Origin of the sequence: Cellulomonas cellasea (genome assembly GCF_030372105.1) — a bacterium.
Taxonomy (GTDB): Bacteria; Actinomycetota; Actinomycetes; order Actinomycetales; family Cellulomonadaceae; genus Cellulomonas_A; species Cellulomonas_A cellasea_A.
Map to the genome: position 1 here is coordinate 41978 of NZ_JAUDBQ010000002.1, position 21490 is coordinate 63467.

Genomic DNA, 21490 nt, shown 5'->3' on the forward strand with positions numbered 1-21490 from the left:
CTGCTCAGAGAGCGTCGTCGCCGTGCTCGCCGGTGCGGACCCGGGCCACGTCCTCGACCGGCGTGGTCCAGACCTTGCCGTCGCCGATCTTCCCGGTCTGCGCCGCCTGGATGATCACCTCGGTGATGCCCGGGGCGTCCTCGTCGGCGACCAGCACGTCGATCTTCACCTTGGGCACCAGGTCGACGGTGTACTCCGCCCCCCGGTAGACCTCGGTGTGCCCGCGCTGGCGGCCGTAGCCGCTCGACTCGCTGACCGTGAGCCCGCGGACCCCCGCGGCCTCGAGGGCTGACTTCACGTCGTCCAGCCGGTGGGGCTGGATCACTGCGGTGATGAGCTTGGTCATCACTTCACCTCCGTCACGACTCGGGCGCCAATGGTCTCGTACGCGGTCTCGCCGTGGACGGCGAGGTCGATCCCGCCGACCTCCTGCTCCTCGCTCACCCGGAATCCGGACGTGCGCTTGATCACCGTGCCGATGATGAAGGTGAGGACGAAGGAGAACACGACCGCGAACAGGGCGATGATGACCTGCAGGATCAGCTGGTCGAGGCCGCCGCCGTAGAACAGGCCGGTCTCGGTGCCGAGGAACCCGATGCCGATGGTGCCGACCAGGCCACCCACCAGGTGGACGCCCACGACGTCGAGCGAGTCGTCGTAGCCGAGCTTGTACTTCAGGCCCACCGCGAGGGCGCACAGCACGCCGGCGACGAGGCCCAGGATGATCGCGCCGACCGGGCTCAGCGCCGCGGCCGCCGGGGTGATGGCCACCAGGCCGGCGACGACGCCGGACGCGGCGCCCAGGGACGTGGCGTGCCCGTCGCGGATCTTCTCCGTCACGAGCCAGCCGATGATCGCGCCCGCCGTGGCAACCGTGGTGTTGACCCAGGCCAGGCCCGCGACGTCGTTCGCGGCGCCCGCCGAGCCGGCGTTGAAGCCGAACCAGCCGAACCACAGGAGCGCGGCGCCGAGCATGACGAACGGCAGGTTGTGCGGGCGCATCGGCTCCTTGCCGAAGCCCTTGCGCTTGCCGAGGATCAGCGCGAGCGCGAGGCCCGCCACACCGGCGTTGATGTGCACGACAGTGCCGCCGGCGAAGTCGATGGGCGCCAGGTTCGCGAACCCGTCAGTGCTGCCGAAGAGCCATGCCGCGATGCTGTCCTCACCGCCGCCGAGGATGCCGCCGCCCCAGACCATGTGCGCCAGGGGGAAGTAGACGAGCGTGACCCAGACGCCCGCGAACAGCAGCCAGGCGCCGAACTTCGTCCGGTCGGCGATGGCGCCCGAGATGAGCGCGACGGTGATGATCGCGAACGTCGCCTGGAATCCGACGGCCACGTAGGCCGGGACCCCCGAGCCCGCGAGCAGGCTGAGGTCGTCCGTGAGGCCGCTGAGCCCGAAGAAGTCAGTCGGGTTGCCGATGATGCCGCCCACGTCCGCGCCGAACGTCATCGAGTAGCCCCAGAGCACCCAGATGACGGCGACGACGGCGATGGCGCCGAAGCTCATCATCATCATGTTGAGCACGGACTTGACGCGCACCATGCCGCCGTAGAAGAACGCCAGACCCGGCGTCATCAACAGCACCAAGGCGGCGGACGTCAGCAACCATGCGGTGTTGCCGGTGTCCAGCTGGAATTCCATGTGGATCGCCTCTCCCCTCGCCAGCCGAACGGCCGGTCGGGTTCCACTGTCGGCGAGCGGCGTTTCCAGGAGGAGCGGAGACGGTTACAGGGATGTGACAGGGAGGCGGTGGGCGTAAACGTTCGGTTTCGGCCTGGACGGGCGCCCAGGAGCGGCTCAGTCGCCGAGCAGCCCGTCGACGAACTCCTCGGGGTCGAACGGCGCCAGGTCGTCCGGGCCCTCGCCCAGGCCGACGAGCTTCACCGGGACGCCCAGCTCGCGCTGCACCGCGACGACGATGCCGCCCTTGGCTGTCCCGTCGAGCTTGGTGAGCACGATCCCGGTGACCCCGGCCACCTCGGCGAAGACCCGCGCCTGGTTGAGGCCGTTCTGCCCGGTGGTGGCGTCCAGCACGAGCAGGACCTCGGAGAGTGGGGCCTCGCGGGTGATGACGCGCGTGATCTTGCCCAGCTCGTCCATCAGGCCCGCCTTGTTCTGCAGGCGCCCCGCCGTGTCGACGAGCACCACGTCGACGCCGTCGCGCACACCCGTGCGCACCGCGTCGAACGCGACGGCCGCCGGATCGGCGCTGTCCCGGTCCGAGCGCACGGTGGGCACCCCGACGCGCGAGCCCCACGTCTCGAGCTGGTCGGCGGCCGCCGCGCGGAAGGTGTCAGCGGCGCCCAGCACCACGGTGCGGCCCTCCGCCACGAGCACGCGCGCGAGCTTGCCGACGGTGGTCGTCTTGCCGGTGCCGTTCACACCGACGACCAGGACGACGGCGGGGACTGTGGTCGTTGCTCCCGCCTCGTCGTGGCGGGTCGGCTCGGTCGCGAGCGAGCGGTCGAGCGTCGGGTCGACCAGGGCGAGGAGCTGCTCGCGCAGCATCGCGCGGACCTGCGCGGGGTCCTTGACCCCCTGGACGCGGACCTGCGTGCGCAGCGCGTCGATCAGCTCCCCCGACGGCCCCGCGCCCACGTCGGCGAGGAGCAGGGTCTCCTCCAGCTCGTCCCAGTCGTCCTCGGTGAGGTGGTCACGGGACAGCACCTGGAGCAGCCGCGCGCCGAGCGGCGAGCCCGAGCGGGACAGCCGGTCGCGCAGCCGGGCCAGCCGGCCCGTCGCCGGCGCCGGGACCTCGAGCGGTGGCGCGGCCTCGAGGTCGGGGACCCCCTCCACCTCGGCCGCGGCCGGCTCGGCGGTCGTCGGAGCGGCAGTCTCCGGCGCGGCCGGACGCGGCTCCGTGACAGTTGTGCCCGACGCCGGGCGGTCGGCGTCCGTGCTGGTGGGCCCAGGCGGGCGCCGCCGGACGATGAGGACGGCAGCCGTCGCGATCGCGAAGAGCGAGGGCACGCCGACGAGGAGCGCTGTCAGGAGGTCGTTGTCCACGCGGTCAGTCTCTCAGCATTCACCCAGGGCGCGAGACGCCCGGGCGAGGCGGGGCGCGGCGCGTCAGGCGGAGCGGCGCCCGAGCCACGGGACCGTGCGGGCCGCCTTCTCCCGGGCCTTGGCCAGCGTGTCGGTGATGTCGTCCGCGCGCAGGTAGGCCTCCTCGTCGACGGCTGTCGCGCTGAGGAACTCGTCCAGGCGGACGTCCACAGGCTCCGCGGACTCCCGGACCGCGGCCCGCTCGGGGTCCTTCCGGTCGCGCCGGGTCACCAGGCCCACGACCCCATTGCGCAGATCCTCCAGCCCCGACCTCAGCCCACGGTCGCCGGGCTCACGGGACGCGACGCTCGCGACGAGGAGCACGCCCGCCCCAGCGACGAGCGCGATGATGGTCCACACGACGACGGCAGTCATCACCCCAGTATCCGTGGGCCAGGTGTGGGCTCCCCGCGAGGACGGGCAGGACCGGCAACTGCCACAGAACATTCACATCCTCGCGCCATCTAGGGCGCCAGGCGCTCAGCCCAGCGCCGCCGGGGCATCCTCGCGCATCCGCTGGCTGATGACCGTGGTCACGCCGTCGCCGCGCATCGTCACCCCGTACAGCGCGTCGGCGATCTCCATGGTGCGCTTCTGGTGGGTGACGACGATGAGCTGCGAGTCCTCCTGCAGCTCGCGGAACAGCCCGAGCAGCCGCCCGAGGTTCGCGTCGTCGAGCGCCGCCTCCACCTCGTCCATGACGTAGAACGGGCTGGGCCGGGCCTTGAAGATCGCGACGAGCAGCGCCACAGCCGTGAGCGAGCGCTCCCCGCCCGAGAGCAGCGACAGGCGCTTGACCTTCTTGCCGGCCGGGCGCGCCTCGACCTCGATGCCCGTGGTGAGCATGTTCCCCGGGTCGGTGAGCACCAACCGGCCCTCGCCGCCGGGGAACAGCCGGGGGAAGACGCGGTCGAACTGCTCGGCGGTGTCGCGGTACGCGTCCGCGAAGACCTGCTCCACGCGCTCGTCGATCTCCCGGACGATCTCCAGCAGGTCCGCGCGGGACTTCTTCAGGTCGGCGAGCTGCTCCACCAGGAACTGGTGCCGCTCCTCGAGCGCGGCGAACTCCTCGAGGGCCAACGGGTTGACCCGGCCGAGCTGCGCGAGCGCCCGCTCCGCCGCGCGCAGGCGCTTCTCCTGCTCGGCGCGTACGTAGGGGACCTCCGTGGGCGCGTCGTCGGACGGCTCGACGCCGGGCGGGAGCACCACGGGAACCGGGCGATGCGGCCCGAACTCGTCGAGCAGCACCTCGGGGTCCAGGCCCAGGTCCTCCACCGCGCGGGCCTGGAGCTGTTCGACGCGCAGCAGCTGCTGGGCGCGGGCCACCTCGTCGCGGTGCGCCACGTCCGTCAGCTCGGCGAGCTCGACGGAGCGGCGCTCGACCTCGGCGCGGACCTGCGCGAGCGCCGTCTCGCGCTCGGCGCGCGCTGCCTCGGCGGCCTCCCGCTCGGCCGTCGCGCGCTGCAACGACAGCTCGAGCGCGGCCAAGGCGCGCTGTGCCCCGTCGCGGACGGCGTCGGCGATCCGGGACTGCCGCGCGCGGGACCTGGCACGCTCGGCGGCCCGCTCTCGCGCGGCGCGCTCGGTGCGCGCGGCCCGCTCCAGCGACTCGGCCCGGCCGGACAACGCCCGGGCGCGCTCCTCACTGGTCCGCAGGGTCAAGCGGGCCTCGGTCTCCCGCGACCGCGCCGCCCCCGCCTCCTCCGCGGCGCGATCGCGCTCCGCGGTCCCGGCCTCGATCGACGCCTCGCCCTCGGCGGGCGCCTGCTCGGCGACGGCCAGGCGCTCGGTCAGCTCGGCGAGCTCGGCCGCGTCGGCGGCGAGGGTCGCTGTGGCGGTCTCCAACGTGGCCCGCACGCGCTCGGCCTCGGCGCCGGCCGCGCGGGCCGTGGCGCCCAGGTGCCCGAGCTGCTCGGCGACGGCCGCCAGGGCCGCGTCCGACTGGTTGAGCCGCTCGAGGGTCTCCTCGTACCGGGCGGCCGCCTGCTCCTGGGCGGCCCGGGCGCCGACAAGCTCGGCGCGCGCGTGCTCGGCGGTGGCGGTGGCCCGTGCGGCGTCGGCGCGCGCCTGGTCGAGCGCGGCCTGCAGATGCAGCGCGCTCGGAGCCGTGGCAGAGCCGCCGGCCGCATGGCCACGCGACAGCAGGTCTCCCCCACGGGTGGCCACGATCAGGTCGGGATGCTCGGCGAGCAGCGCGCGCGCCACGGCCAGGTCGTCGACGACCACCACGCCGGCCAGCAGCGCCTCGACGGTGCTGCGCACGGCGACCGGCGACTGCACCAGGTCGATCGCGCGCTCGGCGCCCGCGGGCACGTCGCCGGGCGCCAGCTCATGGGATGGCGTGGCGCCGGCGATCACCAGGGCGGCGCGCCCGGCGTCCTCGGTGCGCAGCAGCCGGATCGCGTCGACGGCGGAGTCCACCGACTCGACGGCGACGGCGTCCGCGAGCCGGCCGAGCGCCGCGACGATCGCGTCCTCGTCCTGTGGGGCGACGCTCAGCAGCGCCGCCAGCGACCCGATGGCGCCGGGCAGCGAGTCGGAGGCGAGCAGCGCGCCCGCGCCGTCCTTGCGCGTCAGGCTCAGCTCGAGCGTCTCGATCCGCGACTCGAGCGCGCTGCGCTGCCGCTCGGCAGTGGCGACGAGCTCGGCCAGCTCGGCGACGCGGGCGTCGGCCTGCTCCACCGCGTCCGCCGCCTGCTCATGCTCGGCGTCGAGCCCCTCCTCGCCCTCCTCGACCCCGGCGACCTGGGACTCGAGGACGGAGAACTCCGTCGTGGCCTGCTGGCCACGGCGCTCGGCCTCCGCGAGGCTCGCGCGCAGGCGGCCGATCTCCGCCTCGGTGGCCTCGAGCCGGCTGCGGCGCGCGCCCACCTGGCCGGCGAGCCGGGCGAGGCCCTCGCGCCGGTCCGCGGCGCCGCGCAGCGCGGTGGCCAGCGCCTTGTCCGCCGCTGACGCGCTCGCCTCGGCCTCCTGCCGGTGGGCCACGGCGCCCTCGAGCGCGGCCCGGGCCAGCTCCACCTCGGCGGCGAGCTCGGCCTCGGCCGCCCGCACACGCTCGGCCTGCGCGGCCAACTCGTCGGGGTCCGCGCCGCCGCCACGCTCAGGGGTCCCCGCGCCGAGCAGGCGCACCCGCTCCCCCGCCAGCGTCGCCGTGCCGCGCAGCCGCTCGCGCAGCGCCGAGAGCCGGTACCAGACGTCGCTGGCCTCGCTCAGCGCGGGCGCGGCCTCTGCGGCGGCGCGCTCCAGCGCGGCGAGCCGGCCACGTGCCTCGGTGACGGCGGCCTCGACCTCGGCGCGCCGGACCCGCAGCGCGGACTCGTCGGCGATCTCCTGCTCGAGGGTGGCCGTGAGCTGCGCCAGGTCGTCGGCGAGCAGCCGGGCCCGCGAGTCGCGCAGGTCCACCTGCACCACCTGCGCCTTGCGGGCCACCTCCGCCTGACGCCCCAACGGGCCGAGCTGGCGGCGGATCTCGCTCGTGAGGTCCCCGAGCCGCACGAGGTTCGCCTGCATCGCGTCGAGCTTGCGGAGCGCCTTCTCCTTGCGCTTGCGGTGTTTGAGGACGCCCGCGGCCTCCTCGATGAAGCCGCGGCGCTCCTCCGGGGTCGCGCGCAGCACCGCGTCGAGCTGCCCCTGGCCCACGATCACATGCATCTCGCGGCCCAGCCCCGAGTCGGACAGCAGGTCCTGGATGTCCAACAGGCGGCAGCCGCGGCCATTGATCGCGTACTCCGAGCCGCCGTTGCGGAACAGCGTCCGCGAGATCGTCACCTCGGTGTACTCGATGGGCAGGGCGCCGTCGGTGTTGTCGATCGTCAGCGACACCTCGGCGCGGCCCAGCGGCGGGCGGCCGGCGGTGCCGGCGAAGATGACGTCCTCCATCTTGCCGCCGCGCAGCGACTTCGCTCCCTGCTCCCCCATGACCCAGGCGAGGGCGTCGACCACGTTGGACTTGCCGGAGCCGTTCGGCCCGACGACGCAGGTGACGCCCGGCTCGAAGTTCAGCGTCGTCGCCGAGGCGAACGACTTGAACCCCCGCAGGGTGAGGGTCTTGAGATGCACGGCACGAGACTAGGCGGTGGACGCCCCACGCGGCCCCGGAGACGACGCGACCCGCCGCCCCGTGCGGGGACGGCGGGTCGCGGGCGATCTCGCGGCGGACTGCTCAGAGGCCGGGGAACCAGAGCGCGATCTCGCGGGCGGCGGACTCCGGGGAGTCCGAGCCGTGCACCAGGTTCTGCGTCACGGCCAAGCCCCAGTCGCGGCCCAGGTCCCCGCGGATCGAGCCCGGGGCGGCAGTGGTGGGGTCCGTCGTGCCCGCGATGACCCGGAAGCCCTCGATGACGCGCTCGCCCTCGGCCACCACCGCGAGCACCGGCCCCGAGGCCATGAACTCGACCAGCGGGCCGAAGAACGGCTTGCCCGCGTGCTCGGCGTAGTGCTCGGACAGCAGGGCCTCGTCGGCGGTGCGCAGCTCGACGGCCAGCAACGTGTAGCCCTTGGCCTCGACCCGGCGCAGGACCTCGCCGACCAGGCCGCGTCGAACCCCGTCGGGCTTGACGAGGATGAGGGTGCGCTCGGTGTGGGGTGCGTCAGTCATGGCCCGCACCCTATCGGGGCCTGGCCAGCGGCTCAGTCCTGCGGCTGATCCTCGGGATAGTCCTCCGGATGCGCCGCCGCCCACTCGGCGCGCTCACGGTCGATGCGCCCGCCGAGCCGCAGCGCGACGACCCACATCGCCACGAACACCCCTCCGACGATGAACATCATCGGCACCGCGAGGCCCGTCGCGAGCACCAGCACCTGGGCCACCGACCCGGCGATGTAGCCGCCCGGCCACGTCATGAGGCGCGAGAGCACGACGAGGATGAGCATCAGCGCGCCGCCGACGGCCCAGATCGCGCCACCGGACGGGCCGCCGGGCTCGATGGCCGCGAGGCCGTACGCCACGAGAGTCACGAACAGCACCAGGAACGCCTCGAGCAGGAGGATCGTCGAGGTGAACTGCAGGCGCGCGGGACGCTTGCGGCGCACGGCCTGCGCGGGAGAGCTCATCCGCCCAGGTTACCGGCGTCGCGGGGGCCGTCCTGGCCCTCGGTGCCCGCCGCGCGCTCCGTGCTGGAGACCAGCACCGGCGTGGGCTCCTCGGCGGCCTGGCCGGCGGGCGGGGCGGCGACGGCCTCGCCGCGCGCGACCATGCCGGCCTCGTTCGAGAGCTTGACCTCGCGCAGGAACAGCGTGAGCACGAAGGCCACGACCACGAGCGGCACCAGGTACCAGAACGCGGGCGCCAGGGCGTCGGTGAACGCGTTGACGACCCCCGAGTGCAGCGGCTCGGGCAGCTCGGCGACCACCGCGGGCGTCAGGCCGGACGTCGAGGCGCCCGCGGGCAGGCTCTCCGCAGGGACGCCGCCGAACACCGTGCCGAGCCGGTCCGTGAGCCGGCCCGTGAAGATCGTGCTGAACAGCGCCACGCCGACGGCCGCGCCGATCTCCCGGAAGAAGTTGTTCGAGCTCGTCGCGGTGCCCAGCTCATGCGGGTCGACGGCGTTCTGCACGGCGAGCACGATCGTCTGCATCACCAGGCCGAGGCCCGCGCCGAGCACGAAGATCATCGCGCCGAACAGCACCATGGACATGTCGCCCTGGATCTGCGTGAGCCAGACGAGGCCTGCCGTCGCGACCGCCATGCCGACGATCGGGTAGATGCGGTAGCGCCCGGTCTTGGTGATCGCGAAGCCCGAGCCGATCGCGGTGAGCATGACGCCCGCCATCATCGGCAGCATCAGGTAGCCGGACTCGGTGACACCGGAGCCTGTGGCCATCTGCAGGAACGTGGGCAGGAAGCCGAGGGCGGCGAACATGCCCATGCCGATGATGAGGCCCACGGTCGTGGAGATCGCGAAGGTGCGGTTCTTGAACAGGTGCAGCGGGATCAGCGGCTCCTGGGCCTTGCGCTCGACGAGCACGAACGCCACAGCGGCCACCACCGTCGTGCCGACCAGGGCCACCAGCAGGCCGTCGCCCCAGTCGTAGCCGTCGCGCCCGCTCCAGCTCGTCCAGCTCGTCACCAGCACCAGCGCCGACGTGGCGACCACCATGAAGAAGATGCCGGCCACGTCGATCTTCTTGTCCGAGCGGTGGCTGGGCAGCTTGAGCGTGAACCAGGCGGTGATGAACGCGGCAATGCCCACGGGGATGTTGATCCAGAAGCACCAGCGCCAGTCGAGGTGGTCGGTGAACAGGCCGCCCAGCAGCGGGCCGAGCACCGCGGCGATGCCGAACAGCGCGCCCATCGGGCCCATGTACTTGCCACGCTCGTTGGCGGGGACGATGTCGGCGATGATCGCCTGGGACAGGATCATCAGGCCGCCGCCGCCCAGGCCCTGCACACCGCGCCAGATGACGAGCTCGGCGAAGGACCCGGCGAAGCCCGCTCCGGCGGAGGCGATGGTGAACAGCCCGATGGCGATGAGGAACGGCCAGCGGCGGCCCCACAGGTCGCCGAACTTGCCGTAGAGCGGCATGACGATGGCGATCGCCAGGATGTAGGCCGTCACGACCCAGCCCTGGTGCTCGACGCCGTTGAGCTCGCCGACGATCGTGGGCATCGCGGTGCCGACGATGGACTGGTCGAGCGAGGACAGGAACATGCTGGCCATCAGCGCGCCGAAGATGAGCCAGACGGTGCGCTTGGTCAGCACGACCAGCGGCTGGCCGGCCGTGGGTGGTGTGGGGGCTGTCATGGGTGGTCCTCGTTCTCGGCGCCTCGGGGGCGGGTCGGTCGGGGGGTGGGCGCAGCTCAGGACGTGCGGGGGTGATGCGGGCCGTGCGGGGTGGGTGTCAGGCGCCGGTGAGCGTGCGGAGCTCTGCGGCGACCTGGGGAAGCCAGTCCGACGCGTGGAGGGAGTCGTCGTCCGCCTCCCAGCGCTGCACCGCGACATGCGTGAACAGCAGGAGGGCCATGCCGGCGACGTCCACGCCGATGCCCGTGGGGCCGGTGTGGGCGAACCGCTGGCCGATGAGGTCCTCGACGCTGCTGCGCTGGGCGTCCATCCAGCTCAGCCGCCGCTGGGCGAGCCGCGGCTCGCGCTGGACGATCTCGTGGGCGCAGCGCATCTGGTCACCGGGGGCGAACTGCCGGTCGATGACCCGCCGGGCCAGCGCCTGGAGGTCGGTGAGCAGGTCGCCGGTGGGCCCCCCGCTCACGAACTCGTCGCGGGCCTCCGGGTCCACGCCCCATTCGCCGACGCCGAGCACCGCGTCGTCCTTCGTCTCGAAGTAGTTGAAGAACGTGCGGGGCGAGACGCCGACCTCGGCGCAGATGTCCTCGACCGTGACACCGTCCAGCCCACGCTCGGCGACGAGTCGCTGGGCGACGTCGATGAGGGCTGCCCGGCGTGCGCGCTTCTTGCGCTCGCGCAGCCCGCCGCCGACCTCATCTTCTTGCACAGGTGAAATATTACACGACTGCAAACTTGCGCTACGCCCGCTCGCTCAGGGGCTTCTTGAAGTAGGTGGCCGAGTCCTCGAATCCGAGCGCCAGGTAGAAGGGCCCGGCGCGTCGGCTGGCCAACGCCACATGCCTGGCGCCGGTCGCGCGGGCCCAGCCCTCGGCCCCTGCGATGAGGGCCCGCCCGACGCCGCGCAGCCTCATCCGTGGATCGACCATGACCTCCTCGATCCAGGCGACCTGCCCGTTGGCGAGGAAGGTGGTGTGCGTGTGGGCCAGGAGATAGCCCGCCACGCCACGTTCCGGCGTCGTCGCGACGAGCACTAGCGAGTTCGCCTCTGCGAGCAGCGCTGGATAGGAGCGGTCGAAGGCGGCGCGCTCTAGGGGGAAGGACGTCGCGAAAGCCCGCGCCAGGGACCACACCCCACTGGCGTCGGATGGCTCCGCAGCGCGGATGGCCGCTAGCCCGGTCTCCACCCGCTCAGACCTCGCCGAAGCCGCCCTCGATGGCCTCCACCACCGCGTCCAACGCGGCCCGGCCCTCCGGCCCCGACGCCCGCACCGTGAGCTCCTGCCCGCCGGTCGCGCCCAGCTTCATCAGCTCCAGCACGCTCGCGGCGTTGACCCCGTCGACCGTGACAGCGGCGTCGAACCCCGCGACCATGCGGGCGAGCATCGCGGCGGGACGGGCGTGCAGGCCGAGCGGATTGCGCAGCGTCACGACGGCCATGCCCTCCAACGCCTCGTCCGCCTGCGCCCCCCCGGCCTGCGCTGCCGACGTGCCGGCAGTCGCCTGGGCTGCCGACGGCGCGAACGTCGATCCCGCATGCTCGGCGGACGCGAGGACGGCGTCGAGGTCTCCCCCGCCGTGCGCCGTCACCGCTGCGGCGACCGCGCCCTCGACCAGCGGCGCGTCGGCGATGCGCACCCGCGCGGCCACCTCCGGCTCGGCCAGGTCCAGCACCGACTCGGTGGTGAGCACCGCCGATCCCAGGTCGGTCAGCACCACCGCCGAGCGGCCGTCCTGCGTCGCGCGGGCCAAGGCGTCCTCCACCCGCTCGTAACTCGTCCCGAGGCCGCCCGAGCCGTCGCCGCCCGCGGGCAGCAGCAGCACCTGCGGTGCCATCTGCGCGGCGAGCTCGACGACGCCTCGTGCGAGCTGCTCGGAGTGGGACACCAGCACCAGCGCGACCCGCGCGACGGCGCCCGCCTCGCTCATGCCGTCGCCCCGGCAGCGCGCGCGGCGGCGCGCAGCACCAGCGCACTCGACTCGGCCCCCGGATCGCGGTGCCCCGCCGAGCGCTCGCCCAGATAACTCGCGCGCCCCTTGGTCGCCACCATGGGGATGGTGGCCTCCGCGCCGCGCTCGGCGGCGTCGGCGGCCGCGGCGAGCACCCCGGCCGGGTCCTGCCCCGCGTCGGCGGCCGCCACCGCCGCCTCGACGGCCGGCGACCACGCGTCGACCATCGTCATCTCGCCGGTGGTCGACTTGCCGCGCACGACGATGCCCTCCAGGGCGCCCTCGAGCAGGGCCACGACGCCCGCGCTGTCGAGCTCGGGCACTCCCGTGGCCTTCGCGGCCCGCAGGTACGCGGTGCCGTACAGCGGCCCCGCCGCCCCGCCCACCGTCGACATCAGCGTCGTCGCGACGAGCTTCAGCACGTCGCCGACCTCCGCCGGCGGCTCCTCGAGCGCGTCGAGGCGTTGGATCACCGCGGTGAACCCGCGGGTGAGGTTCTCCCCGTGGTCCCCGTCGCCGATCTGCCGGTCGAGCTCGACCAGCGCGTCCCGGTGCTCGGCCACGGTCTCAGCCGTGTCGCGTACCCATGCGATGGCCCACGCCACGTCCAGCGTCATGCTCCAGCTCCTTGCTCGGGGTCCAACGCAGGCGACGTCACCATCGCAGCGCGGTGGTGTGCACCGGCGCATCCCATAACTCGGTCAGCTCCTCGTCCAGCCGGAGCACCGTCACCGACGCTCCCTGCATCTCGAGCGACGTCACATAGTTGCCTACGAGCGAACGGGCCACCTCGACACCGCGCTCCTCCAGCAGCCTGCGAGCCCGACCATAGACGACGTAGAGCTCCGACGCCGGAGTGCCGCCCATCCCGTTGACCAGCAGCAGCACCTTGTCGCCGGGGGCGAGCCCGAGGTCGTCGGCCACGGGGTCGAGGAGCATCTCGGTGATCTCGTCCGCGCGCGCCATCGGGACCCGGCGCCGGCCCGGCTCGCCGTGGATGCCGATGCCCACCTCGATCTCGTCGTCGGGCAGGTCGAAGCTGGGCACCCCGGCATGCGGCACGGTGCAGGCGGTGAGCGCCACGCCCATCGAGCGGACGTTCGCGATGACCCGCTCCGCGACCTCCGTGACCTGCTCCAGGCCGTCGCCGCGCTCGGCGGCCGCCCCGGCGATCTTCTCCACGGCGACAGTGCCCGCCACGCCCCGCCGGCCCGCGGTGTACAGCGAGTCCTCGACCGCCACGTCGTCGGCCACCACGACGGTCCGCACCCGATGCCCGTCGGCGTCCGCCAACTCGGCGGCGGTCTCGAAGTTGAGCACGTCGCCGGTGTAGTTCTTCACGATCGCCAGCACGCCCGCGCCCGAGTCGGCGGCGGCGATCGCCGGGCCGATCTGGTCGGGGGTCGGCGACGTGAACACAGGCCCGGGCACGGCCGCGTCGAGCATCCCCTTGCCCACGAACCCGGCGTGCAGCGGCTCGTGCCCGCTGCCGCCGCCGCTCACCAGGCCCACCTTGCCCGGCACCGCACCGCCCGCCCGGCTGACGAACAGCGGGTCGGCGTGGACGGCGACCACGTCGGCATGCGCCAGCCCGAACCCGGCCACCGACTCGGCGACCACGGTCTGCGGGTCGTTGATCAGCTTCTTCATCGCGATCTTCCCTTCATGCCGCGTGGCCGCACCATTGAGGCGCACCGAGGCGCAGGGCCCTTGGCCCCGAGCCTCACCCTCACACTCGTGCCGGTGTGCCGGGCCGTCAAGCGGGGAGCACCCGCGACGGCCCGGCGGACGCCCGTCAGGGCCTGCCGAGCAGGACCCGTGCCTCGGCGACGAGCAGGATCGAGCCGGTGACGAGCACCCCCGAGCCGTAGTCCTCGAGCGACTCGGCACGCGTGGCCGCCAGGTCGATGGCCTCGTCGAGCCGCTCGGCGACGTGCACGCGGTCCTCGCCGAACACGTCGATGGCAACCTCGGCGAGGTCCACCACGTCGAGGGCCCGATCGGTGGACGCCCGGGTCACCACCACCTCGGCGAGCAGCGGCTCGAGCGCGGCGAGGATGTTCTCGGGGTCCTTGTCGGCCATGACGCCCACCACGCCCACGAGGCTGGTGAAGTCGAACGCCTCCTCGACGGCGCCCGCGAGGGCCTCCGCGCCAGCGGGGTTGTGCGCACCGTCGACCAGGATCGTCGGGCTGGTGCGCACCACCTCGAGGCGCCCGGGCGAGGTGACCGACCCGAACCCGGCCTCGACCACGCTCGCGTCCAGCGCGGCCCCGCCCGTGACCAGGGCCTCGACCGCGACGAGCGCCAGCAACGCGTTGTGCGCCTGGTAGGCGCCGTACATCGGCAAGAAGACCTCGGTGTAGACGCCGCCCAGCCCGCGCAGCGAGAGCACCTGCCCGCCCACGGCGACCTGCCGGTCCACGACGTCGATGTCGACGCCGTCGCGGACCACGCGTGCGCCCCGCTCGGCGGCCGCCGCGAGCACCACGCCCTCGACGTCCTCGTGCTGGGGTGCCAGGACGACTGTGGCGCCGTCCTTGATGATCCCGGCCTTCTCCCCCGCGATCTCCACCAGGGTGCTGCCGAGGTAGCGCTCATGGTCGATGGCCACCGGTGTGAGGATCGCGACGTCGCCGTCGACGACGTTGGTGGCGTCCCACCGCCCGCCGAGCCCGACCTCAATCACCGCGACGTCCACCGGGGTGTCCGCGAACGCCGCGAACGCCATCACGGTGAACACCTCGAAGAAGCTGAGGCGGGGCTGCCCCTGGGCGAGGGACTGCGCGTCGACCATCTGCACGTAGGGCGCGACGTCCTGCCACACCTCGACGAAGCGCTCGTCGGAGATCGGCTCGCCGTCGATCGCGATGCGCTCGGTGACCCGGGTCAGGTGCGGGCTGGTGAACCGGCCCGTGCGCAGGCCGAGCTCGCGCAGCAGCGACTCGACCATGCGCGCCGTGGACGTCTTGCCGTTGGTGCCCGTGATGTGCACCGTGCGGAACGAGCGCTGCGGGTCGCCCAGCAGGTCGCACACCGCGCGCACCCGGTCGAGCGTCGGGTCGATGTCATGCTCCGGCGCCCGCTCCAGGATCGCGGCGTACACCTCGTCCGCCGCCGTGCGCGCCGCGTCCTGGGCCTCACGGCGCAGGTGCTCGGCGCCGCCAGGGGCGCTCATGCCCGTTCCACGCGGACGGCGAGCTGCCCGTCGGGGGCCTGCTCGATCGCCAGCTCCGACGCGAGCGTCTCCGCCGCGACGAACTCCTGGTGCGTGCGCACGCCGTCCACCTCGTCCTCCGGGACCACCAGCGTGAGCCGGATCCGGTCCGTCACCTGCAGGCCGGCGGCCTTGCGGGCGTCCTGCACGGCGCGCACCACGTCACGCGCGTACCCCTCGGCCCTCAGCTCCTCGTCGAGGGCCAGGTCGAGCACCACGAACCCGCCACCGGGCAGCACAGCGGCCGCCAGGTCGCCATCGCCCGCCTCGACGACTGTGGTCGTCTCGTACTCGCCCTCCTGCAGCGGCACGTCGCCACCCGGCGTGTGCACCACCACGGCGCCCGAGGCGTCGGTGGACCAGTCACCGGCCTTCGCCGCGCGGATGGCGTCCTGCACCCCGCGGCCGAGGCGCGGGCCGGCGGCCCGGGCGTTCACGACCACCTGCGTGCGGACGCCCACGGCGCCGGCGGCGGCGTCCTCGAGGGACTGCAGCTCGACGCCCTTCACGTTGAGCTCCGCCGCGATCAGGTCGGCGAAGCCCTCCACCTGGGCCGGCTCGGGCAGCACGACGCGCAGCGCGCGCAGCGGCTGGCGGACGCGCAGGTTGTGCGCCTTGCGCAGCCCCAGCGTCGCGGAGACGATCTCGCGGACCCGGTCGACGGCCGCCACGAGCGCGTCATCGGCGGCGAGGGCGAGGTCGTCCGCGGATCCTGTGCCCAGGCGCGGCCAGTCGGTGAGGTGCACGCTGCGCCCACCGGTGAGCCCGCGCCACACCTCCTCGCTGAGCAGCGGCGCGAGGGGCGCCATGACGCGGGTCAGCGTCTCCAGGGCGGTCCACAGCGTGTCGAACGCCGCGGGGTCCTCCTGCCAGAACCTGTCACGCGAGGTCCGCACGTACCAGTTGGTCAGCACGTCGAGGTGCTCGCGCACGGTCTCGCAGGCGCCCGGGACGTCGAACGCGTCGAGCTGGGCGCCCACCCGCTCCACGAGCGTGCGCGTGCGGGCCAGCAGGTACCGGTCCATCGTCGCCAACGAGCCGTCGGCGTAGTCCGCCTCGGTGACGCGGCGCGCGGTGAGCCCGGCGCCCTCGTTCGCGGCGCCGGCGTAGAGCGTGAAGAAGTACCAGGTGCTCCACAGCGGCAGCATCACCTGGCGGACGTTCTCCCGGATGCCCTCCTCGGTGACGACGAGGTTGCCCCCGCGCAGGATGGGGCTGGCCATGAGGAACCAGCGCATCGCGTCCGAGCCGTCGCGGTCGAAGACCTCGGCGACGTCCGGGTAGTTGCGCAGCGACTTGCTCATCTTGCGGCCGTCCGAGCCCAGCACGATGCCGTGCGAGACGGACGTGTGGAACGCGGGCCTGTCGAACAGCGCCGTCGCGAGCACGTGCAGCGTGTAGAACCAGCCGCGGGTCTGGCCGATGTACTCGGTGATGAAGTCGCCCGGGTAGTGGTGCTCGAACCAGTCCGCGTTCTCGAACGGGTAGTGCACCTGCGCGAACGGCATCGAGCCCGAGTCGAACCACACGTCGAGCACGTCGGGGATGCGGCGCATCGTCGACTGGCCCGTGGGGTCGTCCGGGTTGGGGCGGGTCAGCTCGTCGATGAACGGGCGGTGCAGGTCGGTGACCTCGACGCCGAAGTCCGCCTCGAGCTCGGCGAGGGAGCCGTAGACGTCGATGCGGGGGTGGGCCGGGTCGTCGCTCATCCACACGGGGATGGGCGTGCCCCAATAGCGGTTGCGGGAGATCGACCAGTCGCGGGCGCCCGCGAGCCACTTGCCGAACTGCCCGTCCTTGATGTGGTCCGGCACCCAGGTGATCTTCTCGTTGAGCTCGACCATGCGGTCCCGGAACTCCGTGACCCGCACGAACCAGCTCGAGACGGCCTTGTAGATCAACGGGTTACGGCAGCGCCAGCAGTGCGGGTACGAGTGCTGGTACGTCTCGTGGCGCACCACCACCGGCCGCAGCTCGGCCGGGACGGCGGCCAGGGCGCCCTCGCCGGACTTGAGGTCGGCGATGACGTGCGGGTTCGCGTCGAAGACCTGCTGCCCGGCGTAGTCGGGCACCGCCGACGTGAAGCGGCCCTTGGCGTCCACCGGCACGACGGGGACGATGCCCGCGGCGTCGCACACCGCCATGTCGTCCTCGCCGAACGCGGGCGCCAGGTGCACCAGGCCGGTGCCGTCCTCGGTGGTGACGAAGTCGGCGAGCAGCACGCGGTGCGCGTTCAGCTCCCCGGCGAAGTACGGGAACGGCGGCGCGTAGGTGCGTCCGGCCAGCTCGGCGCCAAGCATGCGCGCCACGACATTCGGCTCCTCGCCGAGCTCACGGGCGTAAGCGGCGAGGCGCGAGGCGGCCAGCACCACGCGCTCCCCCGCCAGCGGGCCCTCGGCGGGCTCGACCACGACGTACTCGATCTCGGGCCCGACGGCGATGGCCAGGTTGCTGGGCAGCGTCCACGGGGTCGTCGTCCAGATCAGCGCGAGCTCGCCCGTCTCCAGGCGCACGCCGACGGTGAGCGCCGGGTCCTGGCGCGACTGGTACACGTCGTCGTCCATGCGCAGCTCGTGGTTGGACAGCGGCGTCTCGTCACGCCAGCAGTACGGCAGGACGCGGTAGCCCTCGTACGCCAGGCCCTTGTCGTAGAGCTGCTTGAACGCCCAGATGACCGACTCCATGTAGGGCAGGTCGAGGGTCTTGTAGTCGTTGTCGAAGTCCACCCAGCGCGCCTGGCGGGTGACGTACTCCTGCCACTCGCGGGTGTACTTCAGCACCGAGGTGCGGCACGCGTCGTTGAACTGCGCGATGCCCATCTCCTCGATCTGGGACTTGTCGGTGATGCCGAGGATGCGCTCGGCCTCGAGCTCGGCCGGCAGGCCATGGGTGTCCCAGCCGAAGCGGCGCTCGACACGGCGCCCACGCTGCGTCTGGTACCGCCCGACGACGTCCTTGGCGTAGCCCGTCAGCAGGTGGCCGTAGTGCGGCAGGCCGTTGGCGAACGGGGGGCCGTCGTAGAAGACGAACTCGTTCGACCCGTGCTCACCGGCCGGGCGCTGCTCGATCGAGGCGCGGAAGGTGCCGTCGGCGGCCCAGTAGGCCAGCACATCCTTCTCGAGCGCGGGCAGATCAGGGGACGCGGGGATCCCCGGGCCATTGCCGTCAGTCGGTCGGTGCAGGGGGTACGCCATGTCGGTGCGGGCTCCTGGTCGTCGTCGTGGTTCGCCGCGAGGACGACAGGCCGCCCCTGAGAGCTGCGGCCCACCGCGGTACCACCCCGCTTGCCAGCCGACGTGCGCGCACGTGGCCGACCACTCGATGTCCAGGCGATGACGGGCCCACCCGTCCGGGTCTACTGAGCGGCGCCTGCGAGGGCGCCAGCCGTTCTTCCGGAGGCTCACCGGTGATCGCCGGGTCGTAGCCGTTGGCGCCCAGTCTAGACACTGTGGCTCCCCGCCCGGGCGCCACCCCTTCGGGGGATCCCGCCTGCGGGGCCTCCGGCATCGCTAATCTCACCTGGTGGCCATCGTCGACCTCCTCGGCTGGGCCGGGTCCGCACTCCTCGTGTACTCGGTCCTCCAGTCCCGCATGTTGCGCCTGCGGGTGCTGAACCTCGCCGCGTCGTTGGCCCTGGTGGTGTTCAACGCCCTGATCGGGGTGTGGCCGATGGTGGCCATGAACGTCGCGTTGTGCCTGATCAACGCCTGGTTCATCGTGACGCTGCTGCGATCTCGGCGCACGGGCCGCGCGTTCGCGTGGGCGTCTGTGCGTCCGGACGACCCGGTGCTCGCGCACTTCCTGGCGCGGCACGGGGCCGACATCGCCCGGTTCTGCCCGGCCGCGCTGCCCGGGCCCGCGAGCGCTCTGCACGCCCTCGTGCTGCACGACGACGTCACCGCGGGGCTGGTCGTGGCTGTGCCCGCTGGGCCGGACGGGTGGCATCTGAGCGTCGACTACGTGACCCCGGAGTACCGCGACTACACCGCCGGCGAGTTCCTCTACTCCGCCGAGGGGCCGTTCGCGGCCGCGGGCGCCCGCCGGGTGATGGCCGGGCCCGAGCTCGCGGGGCTGCAGCCGTACCTGGGGCGCGCGGGGTTCACGCGGGGGTCGGACGGCGGGTGGCAGCGGCTGCTGGAGCCGGCTGCCGCCGAGGTGTGAGCACCCCCGCCAACAGCGCGGAGACCTGGGCCAGCGGCGCGTTCCAGTTGATGGTCAGCTCGTTGACGCCGTAGGCGCCGATGTCGTCCACGAAGCACTGCTGGGCCGGGAGCCCAGCCACCAGGGCCGCGGACACCGGGTCGGGGGTCGCGGAGTTCGGGCCGCCGCTCAGCGAGCCGGGCGGCGGGCACGGCAGCGACGGGTCGGCCTGATGCGCGTACCAGCGGCTGTGCTGGTTGTGGGCCGAGCGCGCCCCGTGGCCCGTCACGTAGGAGATGCCGAGGGCGTTGCGGCCCAGCACGTAGTCCATGCCCTGGGCCAGCCCGTCCCGGAGCCGGGCCTCGCCGGTCAGCGCCCAGGCGGCGCCGAGCACCGTGAGCTGGTTGAGCAGCAGCCCGTTCGAGCCCCAGTCGTACCGGCCGTCCGGCGGCGCGTAGGGGTGCCCGAAGGGCTGCGCGGCCTGCACGGCGAGGATCGCGTCGGCGGCGTCCACCACTGACGCCCGCGCGGCGTCCGCATCGGCCTGCGGCAGCCCGCTCGGCACGAGGGCCAGGTGCAGCCGGGCGAGGCCGCCGACTCGCTGCCAGTCGATGTCGGCGAACACGTCGACGGGCCCGCCGACGTGGCAGCCGTTGGCGCGCAGCGCGTCGAGGTGCTGCTGCTCGCCGGTCGCCACGTACAGCTCGACAGCCGCCCAGTACCACTCGTCCTCGAGGTCGGTGTCGTCATACGGGCCGCTGCCGCCGTTGGCCAGCACGTTCGTGTTCGGCGCCAGCAGGTCCGGGTGGCGTAGCGCCGCGGCGTGCGCTGAGCGGGCCACCGCGAGCAGCCGCGTGGCGAACTCCGGGTCCTCGGCGGCGAAGACGCGCGCGCCCTGGGCGGCCGCGGCCGCGAGGTTGAGGGCAGCGGCCGTCGAGGGGCGGTGCAGATGGCGGGGCTGCGGGTCCTCATGCGGGAGGGTGGGGATCGGCGTCCACCGCTCGTCCGCGACCTTGTGATGGGCCAGGCCCGCGTACCGCTGCCCGGCGGGGACCTGCATGCGCAGCAGCCACTCGAGCTCCCAGCGCGCCTCGTCCCGCAGTGCGCGCTCCAGGCCGGCCGGCAGCTCGACCGCCGCCCCCACCCACTCGCAAACACCCAGGAGCTGCGCTACGGCGATGCCGCCGTTCACGACGTACTTGCCCTGGTCCCCCGCGTCGTACCACCCGCCGCTCACATCGAGCACGTGGTCGTCGGTCCACCCGTCGTACAGGTCGACGCCGTCGGCCGTCACCGCGCGCCCCGCCGGGAGGCACGGCACGCGCGTGTCACCACCATGCGCCGAGCCGGCGACGTGCCCTGCCGGGCGCGCGTACTCCTCGCCGGCGACCTCGGGCCCGATCTCCACCCCGCTGCGCTGCAGGTGGAAGAACCGCACGGCGTCGCGGGCCAGGACCTCGTACAGGTCGCCGCGGATGGCGAACGGGTCGCTCGTCGCGCCGTCCGCGCGGATCATGAAGCCGTCCCCCTCGACGCCCACCGGGCCGACGTCGATCGTGTGGACGTCCAGCCCCGCCGACGCGTCATGGCCGCGCGGGGACGTCATGCCCCGCGTGAGCACCGCGCCATCACGCTCAAGGGTCCACGGCAGCGGCTCCTGGTCGCCGGTGACGAGGGTGGCGTGCGCCGGGACGCCCGGGAGGCAGCCGAGCTGGTTGACCCGTATCCGGGGTCCTCGTCCGTCCGCCCCCGCCAACGCCGCGCCCGCCAACGCCGCGCCCGCCGTGTCGCCCGGGGACGGGGCGGCCATCAACCGGCCCGCCGGGTGACGGGCTCCTGCGCCGACCACGGGAAGGTGATCCAGCGGTCCGTGCGCCGCCACACGAAGTCGGGGTCGACCACCGAGTGCGGCTTCGCGTACAGCACCGCAGTGCGGACCTCGTCGCAGTGCTGCGCGACGAGCCGCTGCACCAGCGCGAGGGTCTCCCCCGTGTCGGCCACGTCGTCGACCACCAGGGCGCGCAGCCCGTGCATCGCCGCGGTGTCCAGGAGCGGCGGAAGCACCGTCGGCTCGAGCAGGCGCTCGTCGACGCCGGTGTAGAACTCGACGTTGAGCGCGCCGCACACCTTGGTGCCCAGCGCGTACGAGATCGCCCCCGCCGGGAGCAGCCCGCCACGGGCCACCGCCACCACCACGTCGACGTCGAAACCCGAGTCGACGACCTGCTGCGCGAGCTCGCGGCTCGCCTCGCCGAAGAGGTCCCAGGTCAGCACCTCACGATCCTCGGGGAGAGCCTGACCAGGTGCCGTTTCGGTGATCGCCATTCCCGCAGGGTAGACGGGCTGCCTTGGCGCGCCGCCATGCCGAAGGTCCCGACGCGCGGGCTCGACCGTG

The 21490-nt window shown here is 73.3% G+C and carries 18 protein-coding genes; 1 reads left to right on the forward strand and 17 read right to left on the reverse strand.

What is annotated here, in order from left to right:
- Window positions 1-4: 4 nt before the first annotated feature.
- From QUV83_RS02145 to ileS, 15 genes are all read right to left on the reverse strand, one after another.
- Window positions 5-346, reverse strand: a complete 342-nt coding sequence (locus QUV83_RS02145) for a P-II family nitrogen regulator (RefSeq protein WP_066581978.1) — start codon at window positions 344-346, stop codon at window positions 5-7.
- Window positions 346-1644 carry an ammonium transporter gene (locus QUV83_RS02150; protein WP_289562230.1) on the reverse strand — a complete coding sequence of 433 codons (1299 nt, stop codon included), beginning with the start codon at window positions 1642-1644 and terminating at the stop codon, window positions 346-348. The genes QUV83_RS02145 and QUV83_RS02150 overlap by 1 nt, the downstream gene beginning before the upstream one ends.
- A gap of 156 nt (window positions 1645-1800) precedes the next feature.
- A complete protein-coding gene (gene ftsY / locus QUV83_RS02155; RefSeq protein ID WP_289562232.1) occupies window positions 1801-3009 on the reverse strand; it encodes a signal recognition particle-docking protein FtsY in 1209 nt (402 codons plus the stop codon).
- A gap of 63 nt (window positions 3010-3072) precedes the next feature.
- Window positions 3073-3423: a hypothetical protein gene (locus QUV83_RS02160; RefSeq protein WP_289562234.1), complete on the reverse strand. Its 351-nt coding sequence runs from the start codon at window positions 3421-3423 to the stop codon at window positions 3073-3075.
- A 105-nt stretch (window positions 3424-3528) separates the two neighbouring features.
- The gene (gene smc / locus QUV83_RS02165) at window positions 3529-7107 is read right to left on the reverse strand and encodes a chromosome segregation protein SMC (protein ID WP_289562236.1); all 3579 of its coding nucleotides are present in this window, start codon (window positions 7105-7107) and stop codon (window positions 3529-3531) included.
- Between the two features lie 103 nt (window positions 7108-7210).
- Complete coding sequence (gene ndk / locus QUV83_RS02170) at window positions 7211-7645, reverse strand: nucleoside-diphosphate kinase (protein ID WP_289562238.1); 435 nt, start codon at window positions 7643-7645, stop codon at window positions 7211-7213.
- A 32-nt stretch (window positions 7646-7677) separates the two neighbouring features.
- Complete coding sequence (locus tag QUV83_RS02175; RefSeq protein WP_289562240.1) at window positions 7678-8100, reverse strand: DUF4233 domain-containing protein; 423 nt, start codon at window positions 8098-8100, stop codon at window positions 7678-7680.
- Complete coding sequence (locus QUV83_RS02180; RefSeq protein WP_289562242.1) at window positions 8097-9791, reverse strand: MDR family MFS transporter; 1695 nt, start codon at window positions 9789-9791, stop codon at window positions 8097-8099. The genes QUV83_RS02175 and QUV83_RS02180 overlap by 4 nt, the downstream gene beginning before the upstream one ends.
- A gap of 97 nt (window positions 9792-9888) precedes the next feature.
- Entirely contained in the window at window positions 9889-10497 is a 609-nt protein-coding gene (locus tag QUV83_RS02185; RefSeq protein WP_289562244.1) for a TetR/AcrR family transcriptional regulator, read from the reverse strand.
- Window positions 10498-10528: 31 nt separating this feature from the next.
- Entirely contained in the window at window positions 10529-10975 is a 447-nt protein-coding gene (locus QUV83_RS02190) for a GNAT family N-acetyltransferase (RefSeq protein WP_289562246.1), read from the reverse strand.
- A 4-nt stretch (window positions 10976-10979) separates the two neighbouring features.
- Window positions 10980-11717 (reverse strand): dihydroxyacetone kinase phosphoryl donor subunit DhaM, encoded by a 738-nt coding sequence (gene dhaM, locus QUV83_RS02195; protein WP_289562247.1) that lies wholly within the window; start codon window positions 11715-11717, stop codon window positions 10980-10982.
- On the reverse strand, window positions 11714-12355 hold the full coding sequence (dhaL, locus tag QUV83_RS02200; protein ID WP_289562248.1) for a dihydroxyacetone kinase subunit DhaL: 642 nt from the start codon (window positions 12353-12355) through the stop codon (window positions 11714-11716). The genes dhaM and dhaL overlap by 4 nt, the downstream gene beginning before the upstream one ends.
- Before the next feature lie 37 nt (window positions 12356-12392).
- Window positions 12393-13388, reverse strand: a complete 996-nt coding sequence (gene dhaK, locus QUV83_RS02205; RefSeq protein ID WP_289562250.1) for a dihydroxyacetone kinase subunit DhaK — start codon at window positions 13386-13388, stop codon at window positions 12393-12395.
- Between the two features lie 145 nt (window positions 13389-13533).
- Window positions 13534-14916: a bifunctional folylpolyglutamate synthase/dihydrofolate synthase gene (locus tag QUV83_RS02210; RefSeq protein ID WP_289562251.1), complete on the reverse strand. Its 1383-nt coding sequence runs from the start codon at window positions 14914-14916 to the stop codon at window positions 13534-13536.
- Entirely contained in the window at window positions 14913-18149 is a 3237-nt protein-coding gene (ileS, locus tag QUV83_RS02215; protein ID WP_289562253.1) for an isoleucine--tRNA ligase, read from the reverse strand. The genes QUV83_RS02210 and ileS overlap by 4 nt, the downstream gene beginning before the upstream one ends.
- Window positions 18150-18477: 328 nt before the next feature.
- On the opposite strand from ileS, the gene QUV83_RS02220 reads away from it, so the two are divergent.
- A complete protein-coding gene (locus QUV83_RS02220) occupies window positions 18478-19116 on the forward strand; it encodes a hypothetical protein (RefSeq protein WP_289562255.1) in 639 nt (212 codons plus the stop codon).
- Here the strand turns inward: QUV83_RS02220 and QUV83_RS02225 are convergent.
- Both QUV83_RS02225 and QUV83_RS02230 read right to left on the reverse strand, forming a co-directional pair.
- A complete protein-coding gene (locus tag QUV83_RS02225; RefSeq protein ID WP_289562257.1) occupies window positions 19055-20905 on the reverse strand; it encodes a glycoside hydrolase family 9 protein in 1851 nt (616 codons plus the stop codon). The two genes, QUV83_RS02220 and QUV83_RS02225, sit on opposite strands and share 62 nt — an antisense overlap.
- Window positions 20905-21420 (reverse strand): phosphoribosyltransferase, encoded by a 516-nt coding sequence (locus QUV83_RS02230; protein ID WP_289562259.1) that lies wholly within the window; start codon window positions 21418-21420, stop codon window positions 20905-20907. The genes QUV83_RS02225 and QUV83_RS02230 overlap by 1 nt, the downstream gene beginning before the upstream one ends.
- Between the last annotated feature and the right edge of the window lie 70 nt (window positions 21421-21490).